Below are 20,811 nucleotides of genomic sequence, written 5' to 3'. Positions count from 1 at the left end.
AGTTTTCTCGGAATGCTTGCTCGCTGGTTGCCTGCCGCCATCAACACCCGCCCCACCGAATGGAGCCGCGCCGCCATCGGCATGGCCTTGGGGACACTGATGAGCGTGTGGCTCTGTAGCCAGGTGTTCGGCATCGAGGTGGCCCAGCACCTGATCGGCCCGCTGGGGGCTTCGGCGGTGCTGTTGTTTGCCGTGTCGTCGGGCGCGCTCGCCCAACCCTGGTCGATTCTCGGCGGCTACTTATCCGCCGGGGTGATTGCCTTGCTGGTGGCCCATGTGTTGGGCCGAACCCTGGGTAGCGCTTGCCTGGCGGCGGGCATGGCGTTGATCCTGATGTGCTGGCTGCGCTGCGTGCATCCACCGGCCGGTGCATTGGCCCTGACCCTGGTGCTGGCCGATCCGGCGACCATTGCCATGGACTGGAGAGCCATCGGACCGGTGATGCTCAGCGCGGCGACGATGCTGCTCTGTGCCCTGGCCTACAACAACCTGACCCGCGTTCGTTACCCCAAGAGTGCCAGCGAACCGGTGGCCAGGATTCCTGCCGATCACCTGCCGGTCGACCGTCAGGCCATCACCGCCGAAGACCTGAAACTGGCGTTGGCCGACATGGAAGCGTTCTATGACGTCACGCCCGAAGACCTCGAACAGTTGATCCAGGCCAGCCAACTGCACGCCAAACGCCGCAGCGTGGGCGAGGTGCTCGCCCCACGGCTGTAAGTCACTGTTTTGGAGGTTCTTTTGCCGTGGCCGGGCGGTTCTGGCATCCTGCGCCTCCATTTTCTGACCCGGCCCGCCTTCTGGCACGCAAACCACCATGACCGCCTCCGAAAAAGCCCCCGCTCCACGCCACAGCGACCTGATCTACGGCCTCGATGACCGCCCGCATCTGACCGCCACCGTCTTCGCCGCCCTGCAACACGTGCTGGCGAGCTTCGTCGGCATCATCACCCCGACGCTGATCATGGGCAGCGCCCTGGGCCTGCAAAGCGAAATCCCCTACCTGATCAGCATGGCGCTGTTCGTCTCTGGTCTGGGCACCTTCGTGCAGGCGCGGCGCTTCGGTCCGGTGGGCTCTGGCCTGTTGTGCCTGCAAGGCACCAGTTTCTCGTTCATCAGTGTGATTCTCAGCGCCGGCTTCATGGTCAAGGCCCGGGGCGGCGGTACCGATGAGATTCTCTCGACCATTTTCGGCGTGTGCTTTTTTGCCGCGTTCATCGAGGTGGTGTTGAGCCAGTTCATCGGCAAATTGCGCATGCTGATCACCCCGGTGGTGACCGGCACGATCATCACGCTGATGGGCTTGTCGCTGATCAAGGTCGCCATGACCGACATCGCCGGCGGCTTCGGCGCCCCGGACCTGGGTGCTGCCAGTCACTTGGCCCTGGCGGCACTGGTGTTGGGAACCATCGTGGTGTTGAACCGGGTGGACGTGCCGTTTCTGCGCCTGGGGGCGATTGTCATCGGCCTGACCCTGGGCTACGGGGTGGCATGGCTTATGGGCCAGGTCGATTTCAACAGCCTGCCCGAAGTGCCGTTGATGAGCGTGCCGGTACCCTTCAAGTACGGGTTCTCCTTCGATTGGGTGGCGTTCATCCCGGTGGCGGTGATCTTCCTGGTGTCGCCGCTGGAGGCCGCCGGTGACCTCACGGCCAACTCGATGATCTCCCGGCAACCGGTCAAAGGCCCGGTGTACATTCGCCGGATCAAGTCCGGCCTGCTCGCCGATGGCCTCAACTCGGCCATGGCCGCGGTGTTCAACAGCATGCCGATGGTGACCTTCGCCCAGAACAACGGGGTGATCCAGCTCACCGGCGTGGCCAGCCGCTACGTGGCGTTTTTCATTGCCGGATTACTGGTGGTGCTTGGCCTGTTCCCGATGATCGGCGCGGTACTGCAACTGATGCCGAAACCGGTGCTGGGTGGCGCGGAACTGGTGATGTTCGGCACCGTCGCGGTGGCCGGGATCAAGATTCTCGCCGAGGCCGGCCTGCATCGGCGCAACATGCTGATCGTGGCGATTTCCGTCGGCATGGGTCTGGGCGTGGCCGCCGTGCCGGAAGTCCTGCGGGAACTGCCCAAGGCCCTGCACAACATTTTCGAATCGCCCATCACCGTCGGCGCGCTGTGCGCTATCGTTCTTAATATCTTCCTGCCCGAGGAATTCATCGAACTGGAAGAGGACGAATTCGATCCGGAAGCCTCCGTGCTTCAGGTGATGCAGAACCCCGATGTGACCGCCAGGGATGAACCCGCAAAGCCTGCGATGGTCGCACAGTCGAACCACTAGACGGACTCAAGGGCTGAGCCGCTGGCGGTTCAGCCCTTTTTCAGATGAGAGCACGTCCATGCGCAGCGCCCACGCAGTCCTGATTTCCCTCCTGCTCTGCCTGAGCGCCTGCTCTTCGCTGCCCAATCGAGACCCGTTGAGAATCAACGTCGTGGGTGTCGAGCCCCTGCAAGGCGAGGGCATGGAAGTGCGCTTTGCCGTGAGAATCCGCGTGCAGAACCCCAATGACACCACCCTCACCTACAGCGGTGTCGCCCTGGACCTGGACATCAACGGCCAGCCCTTCGCCTCTGGCGTCACCGATGAGCGGGGTACGATCGGGCGTTTTTCCGACACCGTCGTCAGCGTGCCGGTCAGCGTTTCGGCGTTTTCGGTGATCCGCCAGACCTATGGCATCAGCCAGATGAAAACGCTCGATAACATGCCCTACGTCCTGCACGGCAAGCTTTCGGGTGGCCTGTTCAACACCATGCGCTTCGTGGACAGTGGCACGCTCAATCTGCCGGGATCGACTACGGGCAGCCGTTATAAGCCTGCGAAGAAATGACCGTTGCGCCGCTGAACTTACTCGGTGTCATTGAGTATCAGGCTGCGGTAATGCCCGGGATTTGACCCCGACCACTTGCGAAACGCCTTGTAGAACGAACTGACGTCAGCGAACCCCAGCCGCGTGGCGATTTCACTGAAGCTGATCGCCGGTTCGGCCAGCCAGACAATCGCCAGCTCCTTGCGCACGCCGTCCTTGAGGCCTTGGTAGGTTTGCCCCTCTTCGGCCAGTCGACGGCGCAGGGTTGAAGCCGACATGCACAGGCGTTGCGCCAGGGCTTCGGTTTCCGGCCAGTGTTCGGCCGGCAGGTGGCGCAGATCGTGTTTGATGCGGCTGGCCAGGCTCTGCGGATCGCGGTACTTCACCAGAATGTTCGCCGGCGCACGGGCCAGGAATCGCTCGAGTTCTTCAGGGCTGCGCTTGATGGGCAGGTCCAGGCAATCGGCGGAGAAAATCATCCGCGTCCGTGGGCGGTCGAAGCGCAGGTTCTCGGAAAACATCACCTGATAGTCATCGCAGAAATCCGGCTTCGAACAGCGCAGTTCAATGGCCAGGATCGGAATCCGCCGCCCTGCCAGCCAGCAGGCAACACCGTGCACGATCATCCAGTAGGTGAAATAGGTGAAGGCCCGGCGCGGGTCCTTGTCGTCCTCCAGCAGGACGATTTCCGCCAGGCTTTGCTGACGCACCAATTGCGCTGGCAGGTGTTCGAGGATCAACGACAAAAACCCCAGGCCGCTGGCCACTCCCGCCGCCACGTTGGGCTGGAGCATGGCGCTGCGACACAGGAACGCAAAGCTGCCGGATTTGAGTTTGCGTGGGTCCATGCCAAAGAACTCATCATCCCCGCGCCGGGCCAGCAACCGCCACAGGCGCGCATAAGCCGTGGCCGGAACACGGGCGTCGGTGCTGCCCAGCAGCTGCGGGTCGATGCCGACCTTGCTCAACACCTCATCCGTGGCGATTCCTGGCGCGCAGCTTTGCAACAGTGCTTCACGCACCAGTTGAATGGAGATGGTGTCTTTTTCCGACATGGATCGCGGCAAGCCCTGTTCTTGTTCGAGTGGGGGGCATATTAGCTGAAACCGCTACCGCACCGCCGCCCCCACACTGGATCTGCGTCGCTCACAAATGCTGTGAACAGCCCGGATCCCCTGTGGGAGCGAGCTTGCTCGCGATTGCTTTTCTGAGATCCACCGGCTTTACAGAATGCGGTAAAGCAACCGCTCGATCCGCACGCGACTCACGCGCTTGAGGAACTTGGCCACGCCCGTCGGGTATTCGGCCAGGGTTTCCAGGTTCTGGAAGTGCTCGATGCGACGGGTGTGCTGGAAGATCTCTGCCAGCTCTTTGCGACGCGGCTCCAGCAGTTCGCCATGGGGATCATCGATCAACAAGGCGTTTTCCAGATCGAGTCGAAACGCCCGCGGGTTGAGGTTGTTGCCGGTCAGCAAGGTATAGCGCCGGTCGATCCACATGCCCTTGAGGTGATAGGTGTTGTCGCCATCACGCCACAGGTGCAGGTTCAACTGGCCGCTGTCGATGTTGCGCTGATGACGCTTGGCGAACCGGCGCAAGCTGATTTCGTACAGGTACGGCAGCGCCGAAATGACCCGGAACGGTTCGCTCGGCGGAATGTAGAAGTCGTTGGCCGTCTTGTCGCCGACCACAATGTCGATCTTCACCCCACGGGCCAGCGCGCGGTTGATCTCGCGGATGATCGCCAGCGGCAGGTTGAAGTACGGGGTGCAAATGATCAGTTGCTGCTGGGCGCTGGCGATCAGTTCGCAGATCACCCGGTTCAGCGGATTGTTCTTGCCGACGCCGAGCAGCGGGCTGACGGACAAACCGGTCCTGTCGGTGGTGCCCTGCGTGGTGTCGTACGCCGCGTGCTTGAGGCGGCTGCGCAGGTCACCGATGTCATTGCGCAGGCTGCGGGTGGTCGGCAGGTTCGGCAGGTCGAGGCGGTGCACCGCCTTGGACGCCACCAGGCCGTGCTGCACCAGGTGCTCCATCGAATCGGCCAGTTCACGATTGTGCAGCAGGTGATAGCGGTCGTAGCGGTACTTGTCGAACTTGTGCAGATAGACGTTGTTCAGGCTCGCGCCGCTGTAGATCACGCAGTCATCGATCACGAAGCCTTTAAGGTGCAACACACCGAACAATTCGCGGGTTTGTACCGGGACGCCGTAGATCGGCACTTCGCTGGCATGGGTGCGGGTCATTTCCTGATACCAGGCGGAGTTGCCCGGTTGCTTGCCGGCACCGATCAGGCCGCGCTGGGCGCGCAGCCAGTCGACGACGACCACCACGTCCAGTTCCGGACGCGCCAGTTTGGCCGCGTGCAAGGCATCGAGAATTTCCTGGCCGGCTTCATCCTGTTGCAGGTACAGCGCAACGATGTAGATGCGCCGGGTCGCGCTGGCGATTTTCTCCAGCAGGCAACGACGGAATTCGGCAGCGCCGGAGAGGACGTTAACGGCATCGGCCGTCAGCGGAAAACTGCGCAACTTGGGCAGCAGGGAGCGTTTGAAAAACGACGGCATAGGGCTCGCAGTGGGTCGAATCCGAAGAACCCGTGAGCTTACACCATGCAAAGGTTCGGGTCTTGTTACTGTCTGTAATGTCCCCTTCGCGAGCAGGCTCGCTCCCACAGGAGAATGCATTTCAATGTGGGAGCGAGCCTGCTCGCGAAGACAATTTGTCAGACACCACAAAAAACCGATTGACCAAGGAGAACGATCGTTCTACTGTTTGCCGCATGAACGAAATCACTAGCAATGACACACGCGACATCATTCTGGATGTCACCGAAAAGTTGATCTACAAAAGTGGCATAGCCGCCACTGGCATGGATCTTCTGGTGAAAACCGCCGGCGTCTCCAGAAAAAGCATCTACCGCTACTTCGCCAACAAGGACGAACTGGTGGTGGCCGCCCTGCAACGCCGCGACCAGCGCTGGATGCACTGGTACAGAGGCGCAGTCGGCCAGGCACAAACCCCGGCCGAGCGACTGCTCAACCTGTTTACCGTGCTCAAGTCGTGGTTCGCCTCCGAAGGTTTCCGCGGCTGCGCTTTCATCAACACCAGCGGTGAAACCGGCGACCCGCAGGACCCGGTACGCCTGGTCGCCAAAGAGCATAAACAGAAGCTGCTCGACTACCTGTGCGAGCTGTGTACCGAACATGGCGCCGAGGATCCGCAGCTGCTGGCCAGACAGCTGCTGATCCTGATCGACGGTGCCATTACCGTGGCGCTTGTAATGGGTGATCACAGTGCCGCCGATAATGCGCAATGCATGGCGCGAAAGTTATTGGACCTGTAGCAACTCAATCAAGCTCGACACAATGTTTGAACTTTAACTTGATACGGAGACTTGAAATGTCTAATGCCGAAATTCGTCCGCCATTACCCCCTTTCACCCGTGAATCGGCCATTGAAAAAGTTCGCCTGGCCGAAGACGGCTGGAACTCTCGCGACCCGGAGCGCGTGTCCCTGGCCTACACCCTGGACACCCAATGGCGCAACCGCGCCGAGTTCGCCCACAACCGCGAAGAAGCCAAGGGCTTCCTGACCCGCAAATGGGCCAAGGAGCTGAATTACCGGCTGATCAAGGAACTCTGGGCATTTACCGACAATCGCATTGCCGTGCGCTATGCCTATGAATGGCACGACGACTCGGGTAACTGGTTCCGCTCCTACGGCAACGAAAACTGGGAGTTCAACGAAGACGGCCTGATGGCCCGTCGCTTCGCCTGCATCAACGACATGCCGATCAAGGAAAGCGAGCGCAAGTTCCACTGGCCGCTGGGGCGTCGGCCTGATGATCATCCGGGGCTGTCGGATCTTGGCTTGTAATTCAGCTTCACGCTAAACCCTGTGGGAGCGGGCTTGCTCGCGAAAGCGGTGTGTCAGCCAACATTTATGCTGGATCTGACGGCCTCTTCGCGAGCAAGCCCGCTCCCACATTGGTTTTGTGTTGTACAGATGAGTAAGATGTCGCCCCTTCCCCGCAGCCTCTTCTGCACCCGCCGAATAAGCCGATCCCATGCCTTTCGAACTCAGCGTTGACCTCTCTACCCTGGCCATCCTGGCCCTTGTCGCTTTTGTTGCCGGTTTCATCGACGCCATCGCCGGTGGCGGTGGGCTGTTGACCACCCCGGCCCTGTTGACCGCCGGCCTGCCGCCGCACCTGGTGCTGGGCACCAATAAACTCAGTTCGACCTTCGGCTCGGCGATTGCCAGTTTCACCTTCTACCGGCGCAAGCTGTTCCACCCCGCGCAATGGGTACACGCGATCGTCGGTACCCTGGTCGGCGCGCTGACCGGTGCCGTGGTCGCGCATTACCTGCCAGCGGAATGGCTGAACAAAATGCTGCCGGTGATCGTCTTCGCCTGTGGCGTTTATCTATTGTTTGGCGGCACGCCGAAAGCGCCGCTGGACAGCAACGCACCGATCAAGAAAAAGTGGCAGTCGACCCAAGGCTTCAGTCTCGGCTTCTATGACGGCGTGGCCGGTCCCGGCACGGGCGCGTTCTGGACCGTGAGCAGCCTGCTGCTCTACCCCGTCGACCTGGTGAAAGCCAGCGGCGTAGCGCGCAGCATGAACTTCGTCAGCAACGCGGCTGCGCTGTCGATCTTCATCTTTTCCGGTCAGGTGGACTGGGTCATCGGCCTGTGCATGGGCTCGTCATTGATGGTCGGCGCTTTCTTCGGCGCCCGCACCGCCATCAGTGGCGGCGCGAAATTCATTCGTCCGGTGTTCATCACCGTGGTGCTGGGCCTGACCGTGCGCCTAGCCTGGCAGCACTGGTTCAGCGTGGCCTAAACGCCGGGCCACGTAGACGTCGATCAGGTAACGGGCAATCGAGCGTGACGCCGGCAACGGCGGCAGCTCGTGCACGTTGAACCACTGGGCGTCCTCGATCTCGTCTTCCTGGCAGACGATCTCGCCACCGGCATATTCGGCGTGAAAGCCGAGCATCATCGAGTGCGGGAACGGCCAGCACTGGCTGCCCATGTACTGGATATTCCTGACCTCGATGCTCACCTCTTCACGAACCTCGCGAATCAGGCAGTCCTCGGCTGATTCACCCGGCTCGGCAAACCCCGCCAATGTGCTGTAGACACCGCTGACAAAACGCGGCGAGCGTGCCAACAGCACTTCATCGCCTCGAGTCACCAGTACGATCATGCTCGGCGAAATCCGTGGGTAGCTGCGCAGATCGCACGGTTGGCAATACATCGCCCGTTCGCGCGGCACCTGGGCCATGGCCTGACCGCAGTTACCGCAAAAACGGTGTTCACGAGCCCAGGTACCGATCTGTGCGGCGTAACCGAGCACCTTGTAGAGCGTGTGATCGCCTTCGAGCATGAACGCCCGCAGGCCTTTCCAGTTGCAACCCGGCACTTCGCTATGACTGCGCAGTTCCAGCAGATAGACCGGCTCGCCATCGAGATGACCGATGCCATGTTCGGCAAGAATCGGCAGGTCCTGACGCTTCAGCCATTCGCGAGCGAACAGTGCGCCATTGTCATCGAACAGAAAGCCTTCGGGGCTGCGCGCGATGGCCCAGCCGCCGGGTTGATCGGTGTCCAGTACTGCGGTGGTCCAGCGAGGAATCATGGTTAATCAATCCAGAAATTCGGGTTTCTGTTTGCTCATATGGGCGGCCATGGCCACGCGCAGATCGGTGGATTGCAGCATGGCGGCGTTCCAGGTGGCGATGTATTCGAGGCCGTCATCGATGCGATGGTCACGCATGTAGCTGATCATCTCCTTGGTGCCGGTGACGGCAATCGGCGACTTGCTGGCGATTGTGCAGGCAATGCCCATGACGCCGTCGAGCAGGCTGGCGTTGTCGCTGTAGACACGATTGACCAGGCCCATGCTCCGCGCTTCGTCGGCGCCAAACGTGCGACCAGTGTAAGCCAGTTCGCGCAGCATGCCGTCACCGATGATCCGCGGCAAGCGTTGCAACGTGCCGACGTCGGCGGCCATGCCGATGTCGATTTCCTTGATCGAGAACTGTGCATCCTCGGCGGCATAACGCATGTCGCACGCGGCAATCAGGTCGATGGCGCCACCCAGGCAGTAACCCTGAATGGCCGCAAGCACCGGTTTGCGGCAGTTATCGACCGCATTGAACGACGCTTGCAGGGTGAGGATCTTGCGCCGCAACAGGCGCGCATTGCGGCCCACGTCCTTGCCCAGTTCATTGGCCACACCGGCCAGCATCATCAGGTCGATCCCCGAGGAGAAATGCTTGCCTGCCCCGCTCAGGACCACCACACGCACTTCATCGGTGTCGTCGATCCATTGGAAGATCTCGACGATCTCGCTCCAGAACGCGGCGTTCATCGAGTTGATCTTCTCCGGACGGTTGATCTGCACATGGGCGATTTTATCGACCAGTTCGACGTTGAACGCAGTGTACTGAGACATGCCAATGATCCTTTTGCGGGCAAAAATGAGGCCCGAACTATAACAAGGCACCAAGGTGGGCAGTAAGGCAGTGGTTCGGCCAAATGCAGGACTCAAAAACACGCACCATAATGGTGCACATCCGCTGATTCACGTCGCACATTTATGTGACTGCCCAGTGACTTTTTGAGGCCGAAACGCAAAAAAACATGCACTTCGTCGGGGCATTTGCACCTCGATCAGGCACGTACGTACCGCTACAAACCGATTGTCGAACAATTTTGCCATCTGCCCTTTACCGCTCTAAGTTCTGGCCTAGACTCATTTTCTCAAAGCAAAACCGGTCGGTCACAAAATGGAAAAATAGTCGAAACTTTTTCCAATCCCGATCGGTCCTCTGACAAGAAGGTGCGTTGCGACTGGTGCAATCTTTGCAACGGCTGATTCAACCCTTTTGCCTAGACGCATTGGGCAGCGCTTGCTCACTGATGCGTAGCGCGTTTGCGCCGGCCACGGGAATTGGCCATGGAACACCGTTTGCCAGACCTAAGAATTAGATCAACAACACGGGAGATTCATATGATCAGTACGGCTTTGGAAATACAGGGAGAGCGTGCTCATCAGGTCGGCGAATCGAGCGCCGTAACTGCCGCAAACACCCAACCCGTCAGCGTTCCAGGCACCAGGACGCTGACCCCGGCAGCCAAGCAGAATCCGAACCGTAAAAAAGTCCTGTTCGTCACCTCGGAAATTGCCGACCTGGTGAAAACCGGTGGCCTGGGCGACGTTTCCGCGGCCCTGCCACGGGCCATGGCCCATCTGCACGATGTACGGGTGTTGATCCCCGGTTATCCGCAGGTGCTGCACAGCGAAAACCCCATCCATATCATCGGTGAGCTTGGCGGTCATGCTGCGCTGCCACCGTGCAAGATCGGGCGCATGGACATGCCCGATGGCCTGGTCATTTACGTACTGATCTGCCCCGAGCTCTACGAGCGCGAAGGTTCACCTTACGGCGCCAACAACGGCCGCGACTGGCCGGACAACCATATCCGTTTCGCCCGCCTGGGCCTGGCGGCTGCCGATATTGCCGCCAACCTCGCGCAGATCCACTGGTGCCCGGACCTGGTGCACGCCCACGACTGGCCTGCTGGCCTGGCTCCGGCCTACATGCACTGGCGTGGGCAGCGCACGCCAACGCTGTTCACCATCCACAACCTGGCTTATCAAGGCGTGACCAGCCTGGGCTCGTGCCCCGAACTGGGCATTCCCCATCACGCGCTGCAACAGGAAGGCATGGAGTTCTACGGCAAGATGTCGTTCCTCAAGGCCGGCATGGCCTATTCGAGCCACATCACCACGGTCAGCGCGACCTACGCCCAGGAAATCACCACCCCGGACTTCGGCTGCGGTCTCGACGGGTTCCTCGCCGCCAAGACCCAGCAAGGCCTGCTCAGCGGCATTCCCAACGGCATCGATGAAAGCTGGGATGCGGCGACCGATCCGCACCTGTTCTGCCCGTTCAACATCGGCGACTGGGATGGCAAGGCCGTAAACGCCGCCCATGTCCGCGAGCTGTTCGGCCTGGAAGATTCCGAAGGGCCGCTGTTCGCCGTGGTTTCGCGGCTGGTCTACCAGAAAGGCCTGGACCTGACCGAAGCGGTGTCCGAGTACATCGTCAAAAACGGCGGGCAGATTGCAATCATCGGCCGTGGCGAGCCGGAAGAAGAACAGTCGATGCGCGAACTGGCCCTGCGTTTCCCCGGGCAGATCGGCGTGCGCATCGGCTTCAACGAAACCGACGCCCGGCGCATGTTCGCCGGCAGCGACTTCCTGCTGATGCCTTCGCGTTACGAGCCATGCGGCCTGAGCCAGATGTACGCCCAGCGCTTCGGCTCGTTGCCGGTGGCACGCAACACCGGTGGCCTGGCCGACACCATCGAAAACGGCGTGACCGGTTTCCTGTTCGATGAATCCACGGTGCAGAGCTACCAGGAAGCCCTGAGCCGCGCGTTCAAGGTGTTCGCCTTTCCCGACCTGCTGCACGCCATGCGCTGCCGGGCCATGGCGGCGCCGTTCAACTGGTGCAAGGCGGTCGAACCCTACGCCGAGCTCTACGAACAGCTTGTGGCTAAAGCATTGGGGAAATCGAACAAACAGTAAGAGGCTTTCAAGATGCCGTTACGGACCCTTGAGACCTGGCCCCACGGCGCAATCATGCTGGACGCAGAGCACACGCGATTCGCGTTGTGGGCGCCAGATGCGTTCTACGTCAGTGTCGAACTGGAAAATGGACAGTCCTTGCCGTTGCTACCCCAGGCCGACGGCTGGTTCGTGAGCAACACCCGATGCGCGGCGGGTACGCGTTACCGCTACAGCATCGACGGCGAACTGGAAGTGCCCGACCCGGCCTCCCGCGCTCAGGCCGGCGATATCGACCGGCACAGTGTGGTGGTCGATCCGCTGGCCTATGCCTGGCAACACAGCGCCTGGTTGGGGCGGCCTTGGAACGAGGCGGTGATCTACGAACTGCATGTCGGTGCGCTCGGCGGCTTCAGCGCCGTCGAGCAGCATCTGGCACGCCTGGTCGAACTGGGTGTCACAGCGATCGAACTGATGCCCGTCGCGCAGTTTCCCGGTGAACGTAATTGGGGATATGACGGCGTGCTGCCCTACGCGCCCCAGGCGTCATACGGTTCCCCCGAGCAGCTCAAGCACTTGATCGACACCGCCCACGGCCACGGCCTGGCGGTGATTCTCGACGTGGTCTACAACCACTTCGGCCCGGACGGCAATTACCTGCATCGTTATGCCAAGGGCTTTTTTCGCGAAGACAAACACACGCCGTGGGGCGCAGCCATCGACTTGCGCCGTCGCGAAGTGCGGGACTTCTTCATCGAAAACGCCTTGATGTGGCTGCTGGAATACCGTTTCGACGGTTTGCGCCTGGACGCGGTGCACGCCATCGAAGACCCGGATTTCCTTCAGGAGCTGGCGCGACGGGTGCGCCAGCAGACGGGACCGGCGCGGCATGTGTGGCTGATGGTGGAGAACGAACACAACCAGGCCAGCCTGCTCGAACAGGGTTACGACGCGCAATGGAACGATGACGGCCACAATGCCCTGCATGTATTGCTGACCGGCGAAACCGACGCCTATTACGCCGACTACGCGCAAAACCCCACCGAACAATTGGCGCGCTGCCTGAGCCAGGGTTTCGTGTTCCAGGGCCATCTCAACCGCCATGGTGTGGCGCGCGGTGAACCCAGCGGGCATCTGCCGCCCAGTGCCTTCATCCTGTTTTTGCAGAACCACGACCAGATCGGCAACCGGGCCTTCGGCGAGCGCCTGCATCAACTCGCCCACCCGCAAGCGCTGCGGGCCGCCACGGTGTTGCTGCTGTTGTCGCCGATGATTCCGCTGCTGTTCATGGGCGACGAGTTTGCCGTCGAGCAACCCTTCCTGTTTTTCACCAGCCATCACGGTGAATTGGCCAAGCAGGTTCGCGACGGCCGGCGCAACGAGTTCGCGGCGTTCAGCGCATTTGCCGACCCAAACCTGCGCGAACACATTCCGGACCCGAACGATCCGCAGACGTTTGCAGCATCCCGTCCGGTCCTGCCATCGACCGGCCATTGCGAGATGCACGACCTGTATTGCCGACTGTTGCAAATCCGTCACCGGCACATCATCCCGCGCCTGCCGGGCGCCCAGGCACTGGGCAGCTACGTACTAGGCGAAGGCGCGGTCAGTGCATCCTGGCGTTTGGGCGATGGCAGCCAACTGCGCATTGACCTGAACCTCAGCGCCAGCCCCGTAGTCCACACCTCACAGACCGATGCCATGTGCTTGTTCGAATACCCGCCACAGAACTCCGACCTGCCGGCCCCAAACACCCTTGCCCCGTATTGCGCGCTCGTCAGCCTCGCCGCCGCAACCCCCTTTGCTACCTCGTTTGGAGAGCGTCCATGAGTGATGCGCAACTGGAAATCCTGGCCAGCCGTGCCGGCCTGGCCGTCGACTGGCTCGACGCCAACGGTCGCCCGCAAAAAGTCGCGCCGTCCGTGTTGCGCAACGTGCTGACCGGCCTTGGCCACCCGGCCGGCAGTGCCCAGGAAATCGACGCCAGCCTGCTGGAACTGCAAGCGGTGCAACAGACCCATCACTTGCCGCCATTGATCACCGCCGATGTCGGGGCGGGCCTGGACCTGGCGCGTTTCTTCGAGCCCGGGACCCCTTGCGAAATCCACCTCGAGGACGGTTCGCGGCTCAACCTGAAACTCGACGCCAACGCGGTGCTGCCGGGGCTGGTACCAGTCGGCTATCAACAGGTCAGCATCGACGGACAAAGCTTCACCCTGGCCGTGGCCCCGGCCCGTTGCTACAGCGTGGCCGATGCCGTGGACAACCCGATCCCCCGTGCCTGGGGCCTGAGCGTGCAGTTGTATGGATTGCGCCGCCCCGGCGATGGCGGGTTTGGTGACACCCAGGCACTGGAGGACCTTGCCCGGGTGGCCGGCGAGCGTGGCGCCGAGGCGCTGGCGATCAGCCCCTTGCATGCGATGTTTTCCAGTGACACCCAACGCTACAGCCCCTATTCGCCATCCAGCCGTTTGTTTCTCAACAGCCTTTACTGCGCCCCCGGCACCATTCTCGGTGAACGCGCGCTGCGTACCGCCATCGATGCAACCGGGCTGGCCATTGAGCTCAAGACGCTGGAAGAGCGTCCGCTGATTGACTGGCCGGCCGCCGCTGAAGCCAAGCATCGGTTGCTGCAGTCGCTGTACGAAGGTTTCGTCCAGGGTGAACACCCGTTGCACGAAGACTTCAGCAGTTTTCGTCACGCTGCCGGCGAAGCGCTGGAGAACCACTGCCGCTTCGAAGCCATCCAGGAGGCGCGCGCCGCCCGCGGTGAACACCTCGACTGGCGGCAGTGGCCCGAACCCTGGCGCAACCCGCGCAGCGCCGAACTGGCGGCATTCGCCGAAGAGAATGCCGGGCGCATCGGCTTCTTCGCCTTCTGTCAGTGGTTGATCACTCGTTGCCTGGAGCGCGCGCAAACCGCCGCCCGCGCCAGCGGCATGAGTATCGGCCTGATTGCCGATCTGGCCGTTGGCGCCGACGGCGGCGGCAGCCAGGCCTGGAGCCGTCAGGACGAACTGCTCGCCTCCCTCACCGTTGGTGCGCCGCCGGACATTCTCAACCGCACTGGCCAGGGCTGGGGGATTTCCGCGTTCTCCCCTGAAGGCCTGGTGCGCAATGGTTTCCGGGCCTTCATCGAAATGCTGCGGGCCAACTTCGCCCACTCCGGTGGCTTGCGCATCGATCACGTCATGGGCTTGCAGCGTTTGTGGGTAATCCCCAATGGCTCGCCGCCGGCCGACGGCGCTTACCTGTACTACCCGGTGGACGACCTGCTGCGCCTGCTGACCCTGGAGTCCCATCGTCACCAGGCCATCGTCCTCGGCGAAGACCTCGGCACCGTGCCGGACGGCCTGCGGGAAAAACTCATCGCACGCTCGATGCTCGGCATGCGGGTGTTGCTGTTCGAACAGGACAACACGCACTTCAAGCCGATCCTCGACTGGCCGGACAACGCCCTGGCCACCACCAGCACCCATGACCTGCCGACCCTCAACGGTTGGTGGCATGGTCGCGATATCGACTGGAACGCCCGGCTCGGCCTGGTCGATGCCAGCGCAGAAATCGAATGGCGTCAGCACCGCGAGCGCGAGCGTGAAGGCCTGCGCCGGGCGTTGAGCCAGGACCCGCAAAACTTTCGCGAAGAGTCCCACGAAACCGACCAAGTGCTCGATGCCAGCGTGCGTTTCCTCGGTCATACCCGCTCGCCGTTGGTGCTGCTGCCGCTGGAAGATGCCCTTGGCGTCGAACAGCAAGCCAACCTGCCTGGCACCATCGACACACACCCCAATTGGTCGCGGCGCTTGCCCGGTTACAGCGAAGCCCTGCTCGATGGAGCGGATGCCGCACGACGCCTGGAATTGCTCGCCTGTGCGCGACTTCAGGCGGCCGAGCGTGATCGATGACCCAGGTGCCGACCCGTCCACTGCGCGCCACCTTGCGCCTGCAATTTCACAAAGGCTTCACGCTGGAAGATGCGGTGCCACTGGTGCCGTACTTCGCCCGCCTCGGCATCAGCCATGTCTACGCCTCCCCACTGTTGCGTGCCCGCGCCGGGTCGATGCATGGCTACGACGTGGTGGACCCGACCCGGGTCAACCCGGAACTGGGCGGAGAGGCGGCGCTGCGCAGCCTGGTCACTGCCCTGCACGGACACAACATGGGGTTGATCCTCGACGTCGTCTCCAACCACATGGCGGTCGGCGGCAGTGACAATCCCTGGTGGCTGGATTTGCTGGAGTGGGGACGCCTGAGCCCCTACGGCGAGTTTTTCGATATCCAGTGGCACTCACCCGATCCGTTGATGGAAGGCCAGTTGCTCCTGCCGTTTCTGGGCAGCGACTACGGCGTTGCGTTGCAGGACGGCAGCCTGCCCCTGCGGTTCGATGCCTGGCACGGCACCTTTTATGTCGAGCACTACGAACACCGCTTTCCGATTTGCCCCAGCGATTACGGGGAACTGCTCAGGACCGATGCGCCGCTCGATACACAGCAGGCCGAACAACTGAAAAACCTGGCTGATCGCTTCAGCACCCTGAGCTATCAGACCGACGCCCACAGCCTGGCCCTGCCGCTGAAAGCGGAACTTCGCGATCTGGTCAACGATCCGGCCCTTGCCCAAGCCATCGAGCAGCACCTGAACAACTACGACTCATTGACCGGCGAAGGCTTCCAGCGCCTGCACAACCTGCTGGAGCGCCAGAGCTATCGCCTGGCCAGTTGGCGCACCGCCGCCGATGACATCAACTGGCGGCGCTTCTTTGATATCAATGAACTCGGCGGACTGCGCGTCGAGCGTCCCGCCGTGTTCGAAGCCACCCACGCGAAGATCTTCCAACTGGTGGCTGAAGGGCTGATCGACGGGTTGCGCATCGACCACATCGACGGCCTCGCCGACCCGCGGGGCTACTGCCGCAAGCTGCGCCGCCGAGTCGACAGCCTTTCGGCGGGCCGCCACCTGCCCATCTATGTCGAAAAGATCCTCGGCGAAGGTGAAACCCTGCATCGCGACTGGTCGGTGGATGGCACCACCGGTTACGAGTTCATGAACCAGTTGTCACTGCTGCAACACGATCCACGGGGCGCGCAGACACTGGCCGAACGCTGGCAGCGTCACAGCGAGCGGCCCGCCGACTTCTCCCGGGAAGCACAACTGGCCCGCCAGCAAATCCTCAGCGGTTCCCTGGCCGGAGATTTCGAAAGCGTTGCCCAGGCCTTGCTGCAAGTGGCCCGGGACAATCTCATGACCCGCGACCTGACCCTGGGCGCCATTCGCCGGGCCTTGCAGGCGCTGATCGTGCACTTCCCGGTGTACCGCACCTACATCAGCCCCCTTGGCCGGTCGGCCCAGGACGATATGTTTTTCCGACAGGCCTTGGACGGTGCCCGCCAAACCCTCGGAGAAGCGGACTGGCCGGTGCTCGACTGCCTGGCCGGCTGGCTCGGCGGCGAACCCTGGCGGCAGCGTCCGGCCGGTCGCAAACGCAAACGCCTCAAGCACGCCTGCGTACGTTTCCAGCAACTGACCTCGCCAGCAGCGGCGAAAGCGGTGGAAGACACCGCGTTCTATCGTTCGGCCGTCCTGCTCTCGCGCAATGACGTTGGCTTCAACACCGAACAGTTCAGCGCACCGCTCGCCGATTTTCATCAGGCCTGCATCGAGCGCCTCGACACCTTCCCGGACAACCTGCTGGCCAGCGCCACCCACGACCACAAACGCGGCGAAGATTCACGGGCGCGGCTGGCGGTACTGAGCGAGCGCAGCGGCTGGTACGCCGACCAGATCGGCCTGTGGCGCGCCCTCGCCCGGCCCTTGCGCAACGACGATCAAATGCCATCGGCGGGCGATGAGTTGATTCTGTACCAGACGATCCTCGGCAGTTGGCCGCTGGAGTTGGCTATCGATCATCCGCCGGCACTCGAGAACTACGCAAAACGCCTCTGTCAGTGGCAACGCAAGGCCCTGCGCGAAGCCAAGTTGCAAAGCAGCTGGAGCGCGCCCAATGACATTTACGAGCAAGCGAGCGAGGACTTCATCCAGCGCCTGTTGCTCAGCTCCGAAGGCGAGCTGCTGCGTGCCGCCCTGGTCAAAGTTGCCCGCTCGATTGCCGCCCCCGGTGCACTCAATGGTTTGGCGCAAACCTTGCTGCGCATGACTGTGCCCGGGGTGCCGGATTTGTATCAGGGCAACGATTTCTGGGACTTCAGCCTGGTCGACCCGGACAACCGTCGCCCCGTCGATTACGCCAGCCGCCAGCAGGCACTGCAGCAAGCGGTGGACCTGCCGGACTTGTTGCAGAACTGGCGTGACGGGCGCATCAAGCAAGCCTTGATTGCGCGCACCTTGAGCCTGCGCGCCGAGCATGCCGAGCTGTTTCGGCGTGGCACCTACCAGGCTCTGGAAGTGGTGGGCAGCGAGGCCCATCGAGTGCTGTGTTTTGTCCGTGAACAGGAGGGAAAACGCGCCATCGTGATTGTGCCGATACGTTGTGCCGAACTGCTGGAAAACGGTGCCGAACCACAGGTCCACGCGCCGCTCTGGGGCGATACCCGGGTCAAATTGCCGTTCACCGTCCCTGACGAACATCTGCAGGGACTTTTTTCCCGCATCACAGTCACAAAACACAGGGAGCTGCCGATCAGCGCCGCGCTGGGGGATTTCCCGGTCAATCTCATTTTTCAAACTGCCCACACTTGAGTTCAGTTCAGGAGCATTGCAATGAGTACCGACGATAAACGCATCCGCGAATTTGCCTATCAGATCTGGGAATCCGAAGGAAAACCCGAAGGTCAGGAAGCCCGCCACTGGGAGATGGCGTGCAAACTGGCAGAAGCCGAAGCCCTGGCCCCGAAACAACCGGCCAAGGCAGCCGCGAGCAAAACCCCGGTGAGCAAAAGGGCCAATGGCAAGGCTGGCGATGCCAAGGTCGCCGCGCCAAAAACCAAGGCCAAACCGGCGGCGGCTTCGAAGGTAATCCCGCCGGGGGAAAAGGCCCTCGAGAAAAAGCCCCGGGCTGCGCGAAAACCGCCGGCGGTTTGAGGCGCACGGCGTTTGACCTGATTGAAGAGGTGCCGAGTCCGCTTGCCACTTTGGGTAATGCTCGCCCTGAAACACTGTGGGAGCGAGCCTGCTCGCGATAACGGTCCACCATTCAATACCTGTGTGGACTGACACACCGCTATCGCGAGCAGGCTCGCTCCCACAGGTTGCAGTACTGACAGGAGTACCTATGACCAGTCCGAAGAAAGCCGCCGCGCCTGCCCCTCGTGCCGAAACCACACGAATCCGCGAAGGCCTGCCCTTTCCGCTGGGCGCCACCTGGGATGGCCTGGGCGTCAACTTCGCGCTGTTTTCCGCCCACGCCACCAAGGTTGAACTGTGCCTGTTCGACGACGCCGGCGAGGTGGAACTCGAACGCATCGAACTGCCCGAGTACACCGACGAGATCTACCACGGCTACTTGCCCGACGCCCATCCGGGGCTGATCTACGGCTATCGCGTCTACGGCCCCTACGACCCGGCCAACGGCCATCGCTTCAACCCCAACAAACTGTTGATCGACCCCTACGCCAAACAACTGGTGGGCAAGCTGAAATGGTCCGAAGCGCTGTTCGGCTACACCATCGGCCACCCCGACGCCGACCTCAGTTTCGATGAACGGGACAGCGCGCCCTTCGTGCCCAAATGCAAGGTCATCGACCCGGCGCACACCTGGGGCCACGATCATCGTGTCAGCGTGCCGTGGGACAGGACGATCATCTATGAAACCCATGTGCGCGGCTTCAGCATGCGTCACCCCGCCGTCCCCGAAAACCTGCGCGGCACCTTTGCCGGGTTGATGGTCGATGATGTGGTGGAGCACATCCGCAAGCTCGGCGTGTCGACCGTGGAGTTGCTGCCGATCCACGCTTTCGTCAATGACCAGCACCTGCTGCACAAGGGCATGACCAATTACTGGGGCTACAACAGCATTGCGTTCTTCGCCCCCGACCCGCGCTACCTGGCCAGTGGCAAGATTGCAGAGTTCAAGGAAATGGTCGCGCACCTGCACGAAGCCAATCTGGAGGTGATCCTCGACGTGGTCTACAACCACACCGCCGAGGGCAACGAACAAGGCCCGACCCTGTCCATGCGCGGTATCGACAACGCGTCCTACTACCGCCTCAAACCCGATGACAAGCGCTTCTATATCAACGATTCCGGCACCGGCAACACCCTGGACCTGAGCCACCCATGCGTACTGCAAATGGTCACCGACTCCTTGCGCTACTGGGCCTCGGAAATGCACGTGGACGGTTTCCGCTTCGACCTGGCGACCATCCTCGGGCGTTACCACGACGGTTTCGACGAACGCCACAGTTTCCTCGTGGCCTGCCGCCAGGACCCGGTGCTGCGCCAGGTCAAACTGATCGCCGAACCCTGGGACTGCGGCCCCGGCGGTTATCAGGTCGGCAATTTCCCGCCGGGCTGGGTCGAGTGGAACGACAAATTCCGCGACACCGTGCGCGCCTTCTGGAAAGGCGACGATGGGCAACTGGCGGATTTCGCCAGCCGCCTGACCGCTTCGGGCGAAATGTTCAATCAACGTGGTCGGCGGCCCTACTCATCGGTGAACTTCGTCACCGCCCATGACGGCTTCACCCTCAATGACCTGGTGTCGTACAACGACAAACACAACGAGGCCAACGACGAAGACAATCAGGACGGCAGCAACAACAACCTGTCGTGGAACCACGGCGTCGAAGGCCCCACCGACGATCCCGATATCATCGCGCTGCGCCATCGGCAAATGCGCAATTTCTTCGCCACCCTGCTGCTGGCCCAGGGCACGCCGATGCTGGTGGCCGGCGACGAGTTCGCCCGCACCCAGGACGGCAACAACAATGCCTACTGCCAGGACAGCGAGATCGGCTGGGTCAACTGGGATCTGAGCGAAGACGGCAAGGCCCTGCTCAAGTTCGTCAAACGCCTGATCAAGTTGCGCCTGACCTACCCGATCCTGCGGCGCGGGCGTTTCCTGGTGGGTAATTACAACGAGGACACCGGCGTCAAGGACGTGACCTGGCTGGCGCCGGACGGCACGCAAATGACCACCAGGCATTGGCACGATGCGCACAATCGTTGCCTGGGCATGCTGCTCGATGGCCGCGCCCAGGAAACCGGCATTCGCCGCAAAGGCATCGACGCGACGTTGATGCTGGTGGTCAACGCGCATCACGACATCGTCAATTTCCGCCTGCCGGAAGTGCCAGACGGCGGTTTCTGGACGTGCATGATCGACACCAACCAGCCGTCGATCCGCGGCCAGGAACGCTTCGAGTTTGGCCACGAGTACTCGGTCACCGGACGCTCGTTGCTGCTGTTCGAGCTGCAACATGAGGAAGAAGAGTAAAGGAGACTCCAGGCAT

Annotated in this window: 16 protein-coding genes; 12 read left to right on the top strand and 4 right to left on the bottom strand. The window is 61.8% G+C overall.

Going from position 1 to position 20,811, the window contains the following annotated elements:
* Positions 1-12: 12 nt before the first annotated feature.
* The 3 genes from AC3IT9_RS13580 to AC3IT9_RS13570 all read left to right on the top strand — a co-directional run bounded on the left by AC3IT9_RS13580 (position 13) and on the right by AC3IT9_RS13570 (position 2,837).
* On the top strand, positions 13-720 hold the full coding sequence (locus AC3IT9_RS13580) for an HPP family protein (RefSeq protein ID WP_150756059.1): 708 nt from the start codon (positions 13-15) through the stop codon (positions 718-720).
* A 97-nt stretch (positions 721-817) separates the two neighbouring features.
* Positions 818-2,290, top strand: a complete 1,473-nt coding sequence (locus AC3IT9_RS13575) for a nucleobase:cation symporter-2 family protein (RefSeq protein WP_353742919.1) — start codon at positions 818-820, stop codon at positions 2,288-2,290.
* 58 nt (positions 2,291-2,348) lie between these two features.
* Complete coding sequence (locus AC3IT9_RS13570; protein ID WP_489273371.1) at positions 2,349-2,837, top strand: LEA/WHy family protein; 489 nt, start codon at positions 2,349-2,351, stop codon at positions 2,835-2,837.
* A gap of 17 nt (positions 2,838-2,854) precedes the next feature.
* On the opposite strand, the gene AC3IT9_RS13565 is transcribed toward AC3IT9_RS13570, so the two are convergent.
* Together AC3IT9_RS13565 and pssA are read right to left on the bottom strand one after the other, a co-directional pair.
* Complete coding sequence (locus AC3IT9_RS13565) at positions 2,855-3,871, bottom strand: AraC family transcriptional regulator (protein WP_150724318.1); 1,017 nt, start codon at positions 3,869-3,871, stop codon at positions 2,855-2,857.
* A gap of 168 nt (positions 3,872-4,039) precedes the next feature.
* Positions 4,040-5,383, bottom strand: a complete 1,344-nt coding sequence (gene pssA / locus AC3IT9_RS13560; protein WP_489273370.1) for a CDP-diacylglycerol--serine O-phosphatidyltransferase — start codon at positions 5,381-5,383, stop codon at positions 4,040-4,042.
* Positions 5,384-5,598: 215 nt separating this feature from the next.
* Here pssA and AC3IT9_RS13555 point away from each other — a divergent pair, with 215 nt between their 5' ends.
* From AC3IT9_RS13555 to AC3IT9_RS13545, 3 genes are all read left to right on the top strand, one after another.
* Positions 5,599-6,162, top strand: coding sequence for a TetR/AcrR family transcriptional regulator (locus AC3IT9_RS13555; RefSeq protein ID WP_353742916.1), 564 nt, complete (start codon positions 5,599-5,601; stop codon positions 6,160-6,162).
* A 56-nt stretch (positions 6,163-6,218) separates the two neighbouring features.
* Positions 6,219-6,695 carry a nuclear transport factor 2 family protein gene (locus AC3IT9_RS13550; protein ID WP_150756056.1) on the top strand — a complete coding sequence of 159 codons (477 nt, stop codon included), beginning with the start codon at positions 6,219-6,221 and terminating at the stop codon, positions 6,693-6,695.
* A gap of 190 nt (positions 6,696-6,885) precedes the next feature.
* Entirely contained in the window at positions 6,886-7,665 is a 780-nt protein-coding gene (locus AC3IT9_RS13545; protein ID WP_150723998.1) for a TSUP family transporter, read from the top strand.
* On the opposite strand, the gene nudC is transcribed toward AC3IT9_RS13545, so the two are convergent.
* Together nudC and AC3IT9_RS13535 are read right to left on the bottom strand one after the other, a co-directional pair.
* A complete protein-coding gene (nudC, locus tag AC3IT9_RS13540) occupies positions 7,633-8,463 on the bottom strand; it encodes an NAD(+) diphosphatase (RefSeq protein WP_150723999.1) in 831 nt (276 codons plus the stop codon). The genes AC3IT9_RS13545 and nudC overlap by 33 nt on opposite strands.
* A 6-nt stretch (positions 8,464-8,469) precedes the next feature.
* The gene (locus tag AC3IT9_RS13535; protein ID WP_150724000.1) at positions 8,470-9,282 is read right to left on the bottom strand and encodes a crotonase/enoyl-CoA hydratase family protein; all 813 of its coding nucleotides are present in this window, start codon (positions 9,280-9,282) and stop codon (positions 8,470-8,472) included.
* Between the two features lie 558 nt (positions 9,283-9,840).
* Here AC3IT9_RS13535 and glgA point away from each other — a divergent pair.
* From glgA to glgX, 6 genes are all read left to right on the top strand, one after another.
* Positions 9,841-11,424 carry a glycogen synthase GlgA gene (gene glgA, locus AC3IT9_RS13530; RefSeq protein ID WP_151214676.1) on the top strand — a complete coding sequence of 528 codons (1,584 nt, stop codon included), beginning with the start codon at positions 9,841-9,843 and terminating at the stop codon, positions 11,422-11,424.
* 12 nt (positions 11,425-11,436) lie between these two features.
* Positions 11,437-13,233, top strand: coding sequence for a malto-oligosyltrehalose trehalohydrolase (gene treZ, locus AC3IT9_RS13525; protein ID WP_489273369.1), 1,797 nt, complete (start codon positions 11,437-11,439; stop codon positions 13,231-13,233).
* The gene (malQ, locus tag AC3IT9_RS13520) at positions 13,230-15,308 is read left to right on the top strand and encodes a 4-alpha-glucanotransferase (protein ID WP_353742912.1); all 2,079 of its coding nucleotides are present in this window, start codon (positions 13,230-13,232) and stop codon (positions 15,306-15,308) included. The genes treZ and malQ overlap by 4 nt, the downstream gene beginning before the upstream one ends.
* Positions 15,305-18,100, top strand: a complete 2,796-nt coding sequence (locus AC3IT9_RS13515; RefSeq protein ID WP_489273368.1) for a malto-oligosyltrehalose synthase — start codon at positions 15,305-15,307, stop codon at positions 18,098-18,100. The genes malQ and AC3IT9_RS13515 overlap by 4 nt, the downstream gene beginning before the upstream one ends.
* Positions 18,101-18,121: 21 nt before the next feature.
* Positions 18,122-18,442 (top strand): DUF2934 domain-containing protein, encoded by a 321-nt coding sequence (locus tag AC3IT9_RS13510; protein ID WP_489273367.1) that lies wholly within the window; start codon positions 18,122-18,124, stop codon positions 18,440-18,442.
* A 190-nt stretch (positions 18,443-18,632) separates the two neighbouring features.
* Positions 18,633-20,795, top strand: coding sequence for a glycogen debranching protein GlgX (gene glgX, locus AC3IT9_RS13505; protein ID WP_489273366.1), 2,163 nt, complete (start codon positions 18,633-18,635; stop codon positions 20,793-20,795).
* Positions 20,796-20,811 lie beyond the last annotated feature (16 nt).

This window comes from Pseudomonas sp. KH_046_1 (assembly GCF_057839025.1).
Note: the sequence above shows the minus strand (reverse complement) of the source record. Positions and strands in the feature narration are given on the sequence as shown.

Coding starts and splice junctions, on each gene's coding strand:
- nudC (WP_150723999.1), bottom strand. CDS start 8,463: ATGATTCCTCGCTGGACCACCGCAGTACTGGACACCGATCAACCCGGC.
- AC3IT9_RS13535 (WP_150724000.1), bottom strand. CDS start 9,282: ATGTCTCAGTACACTGCGTTCAACGTCGAACTGGTCGATAAAATCGCC.
- AC3IT9_RS13575 (WP_353742919.1), top strand. CDS start 818: ATGACCGCCTCCGAAAAAGCCCCCGCTCCACGCCACAGCGACCTGATC.
- treZ (WP_489273369.1), top strand. CDS start 11,437: ATGCCGTTACGGACCCTTGAGACCTGGCCCCACGGCGCAATCATGCTG.
- AC3IT9_RS13510 (WP_489273367.1), top strand. CDS start 18,122: ATGAGTACCGACGATAAACGCATCCGCGAATTTGCCTATCAGATCTGG.
- AC3IT9_RS13565 (WP_150724318.1), bottom strand. CDS start 3,871: ATGTCGGAAAAAGACACCATCTCCATTCAACTGGTGCGTGAAGCACTG.
- AC3IT9_RS13555 (WP_353742916.1), top strand. CDS start 5,599: ATGAACGAAATCACTAGCAATGACACACGCGACATCATTCTGGATGTC.
- AC3IT9_RS13515 (WP_489273368.1), top strand. CDS start 15,305: ATGACCCAGGTGCCGACCCGTCCACTGCGCGCCACCTTGCGCCTGCAA.
- glgX (WP_489273366.1), top strand. CDS start 18,633: ATGACCAGTCCGAAGAAAGCCGCCGCGCCTGCCCCTCGTGCCGAAACC.
- malQ (WP_353742912.1), top strand. CDS start 13,230: ATGAGTGATGCGCAACTGGAAATCCTGGCCAGCCGTGCCGGCCTGGCC.
- AC3IT9_RS13550 (WP_150756056.1), top strand. CDS start 6,219: ATGTCTAATGCCGAAATTCGTCCGCCATTACCCCCTTTCACCCGTGAA.
- AC3IT9_RS13580 (WP_150756059.1), top strand. CDS start 13: ATGCTTGCTCGCTGGTTGCCTGCCGCCATCAACACCCGCCCCACCGAA.
- AC3IT9_RS13545 (WP_150723998.1), top strand. CDS start 6,886: ATGCCTTTCGAACTCAGCGTTGACCTCTCTACCCTGGCCATCCTGGCC.
- AC3IT9_RS13570 (WP_489273371.1), top strand. CDS start 2,349: ATGCGCAGCGCCCACGCAGTCCTGATTTCCCTCCTGCTCTGCCTGAGC.
- pssA (WP_489273370.1), bottom strand. CDS start 5,383: ATGCCGTCGTTTTTCAAACGCTCCCTGCTGCCCAAGTTGCGCAGTTTT.
- glgA (WP_151214676.1), top strand. CDS start 9,841: ATGATCAGTACGGCTTTGGAAATACAGGGAGAGCGTGCTCATCAGGTC.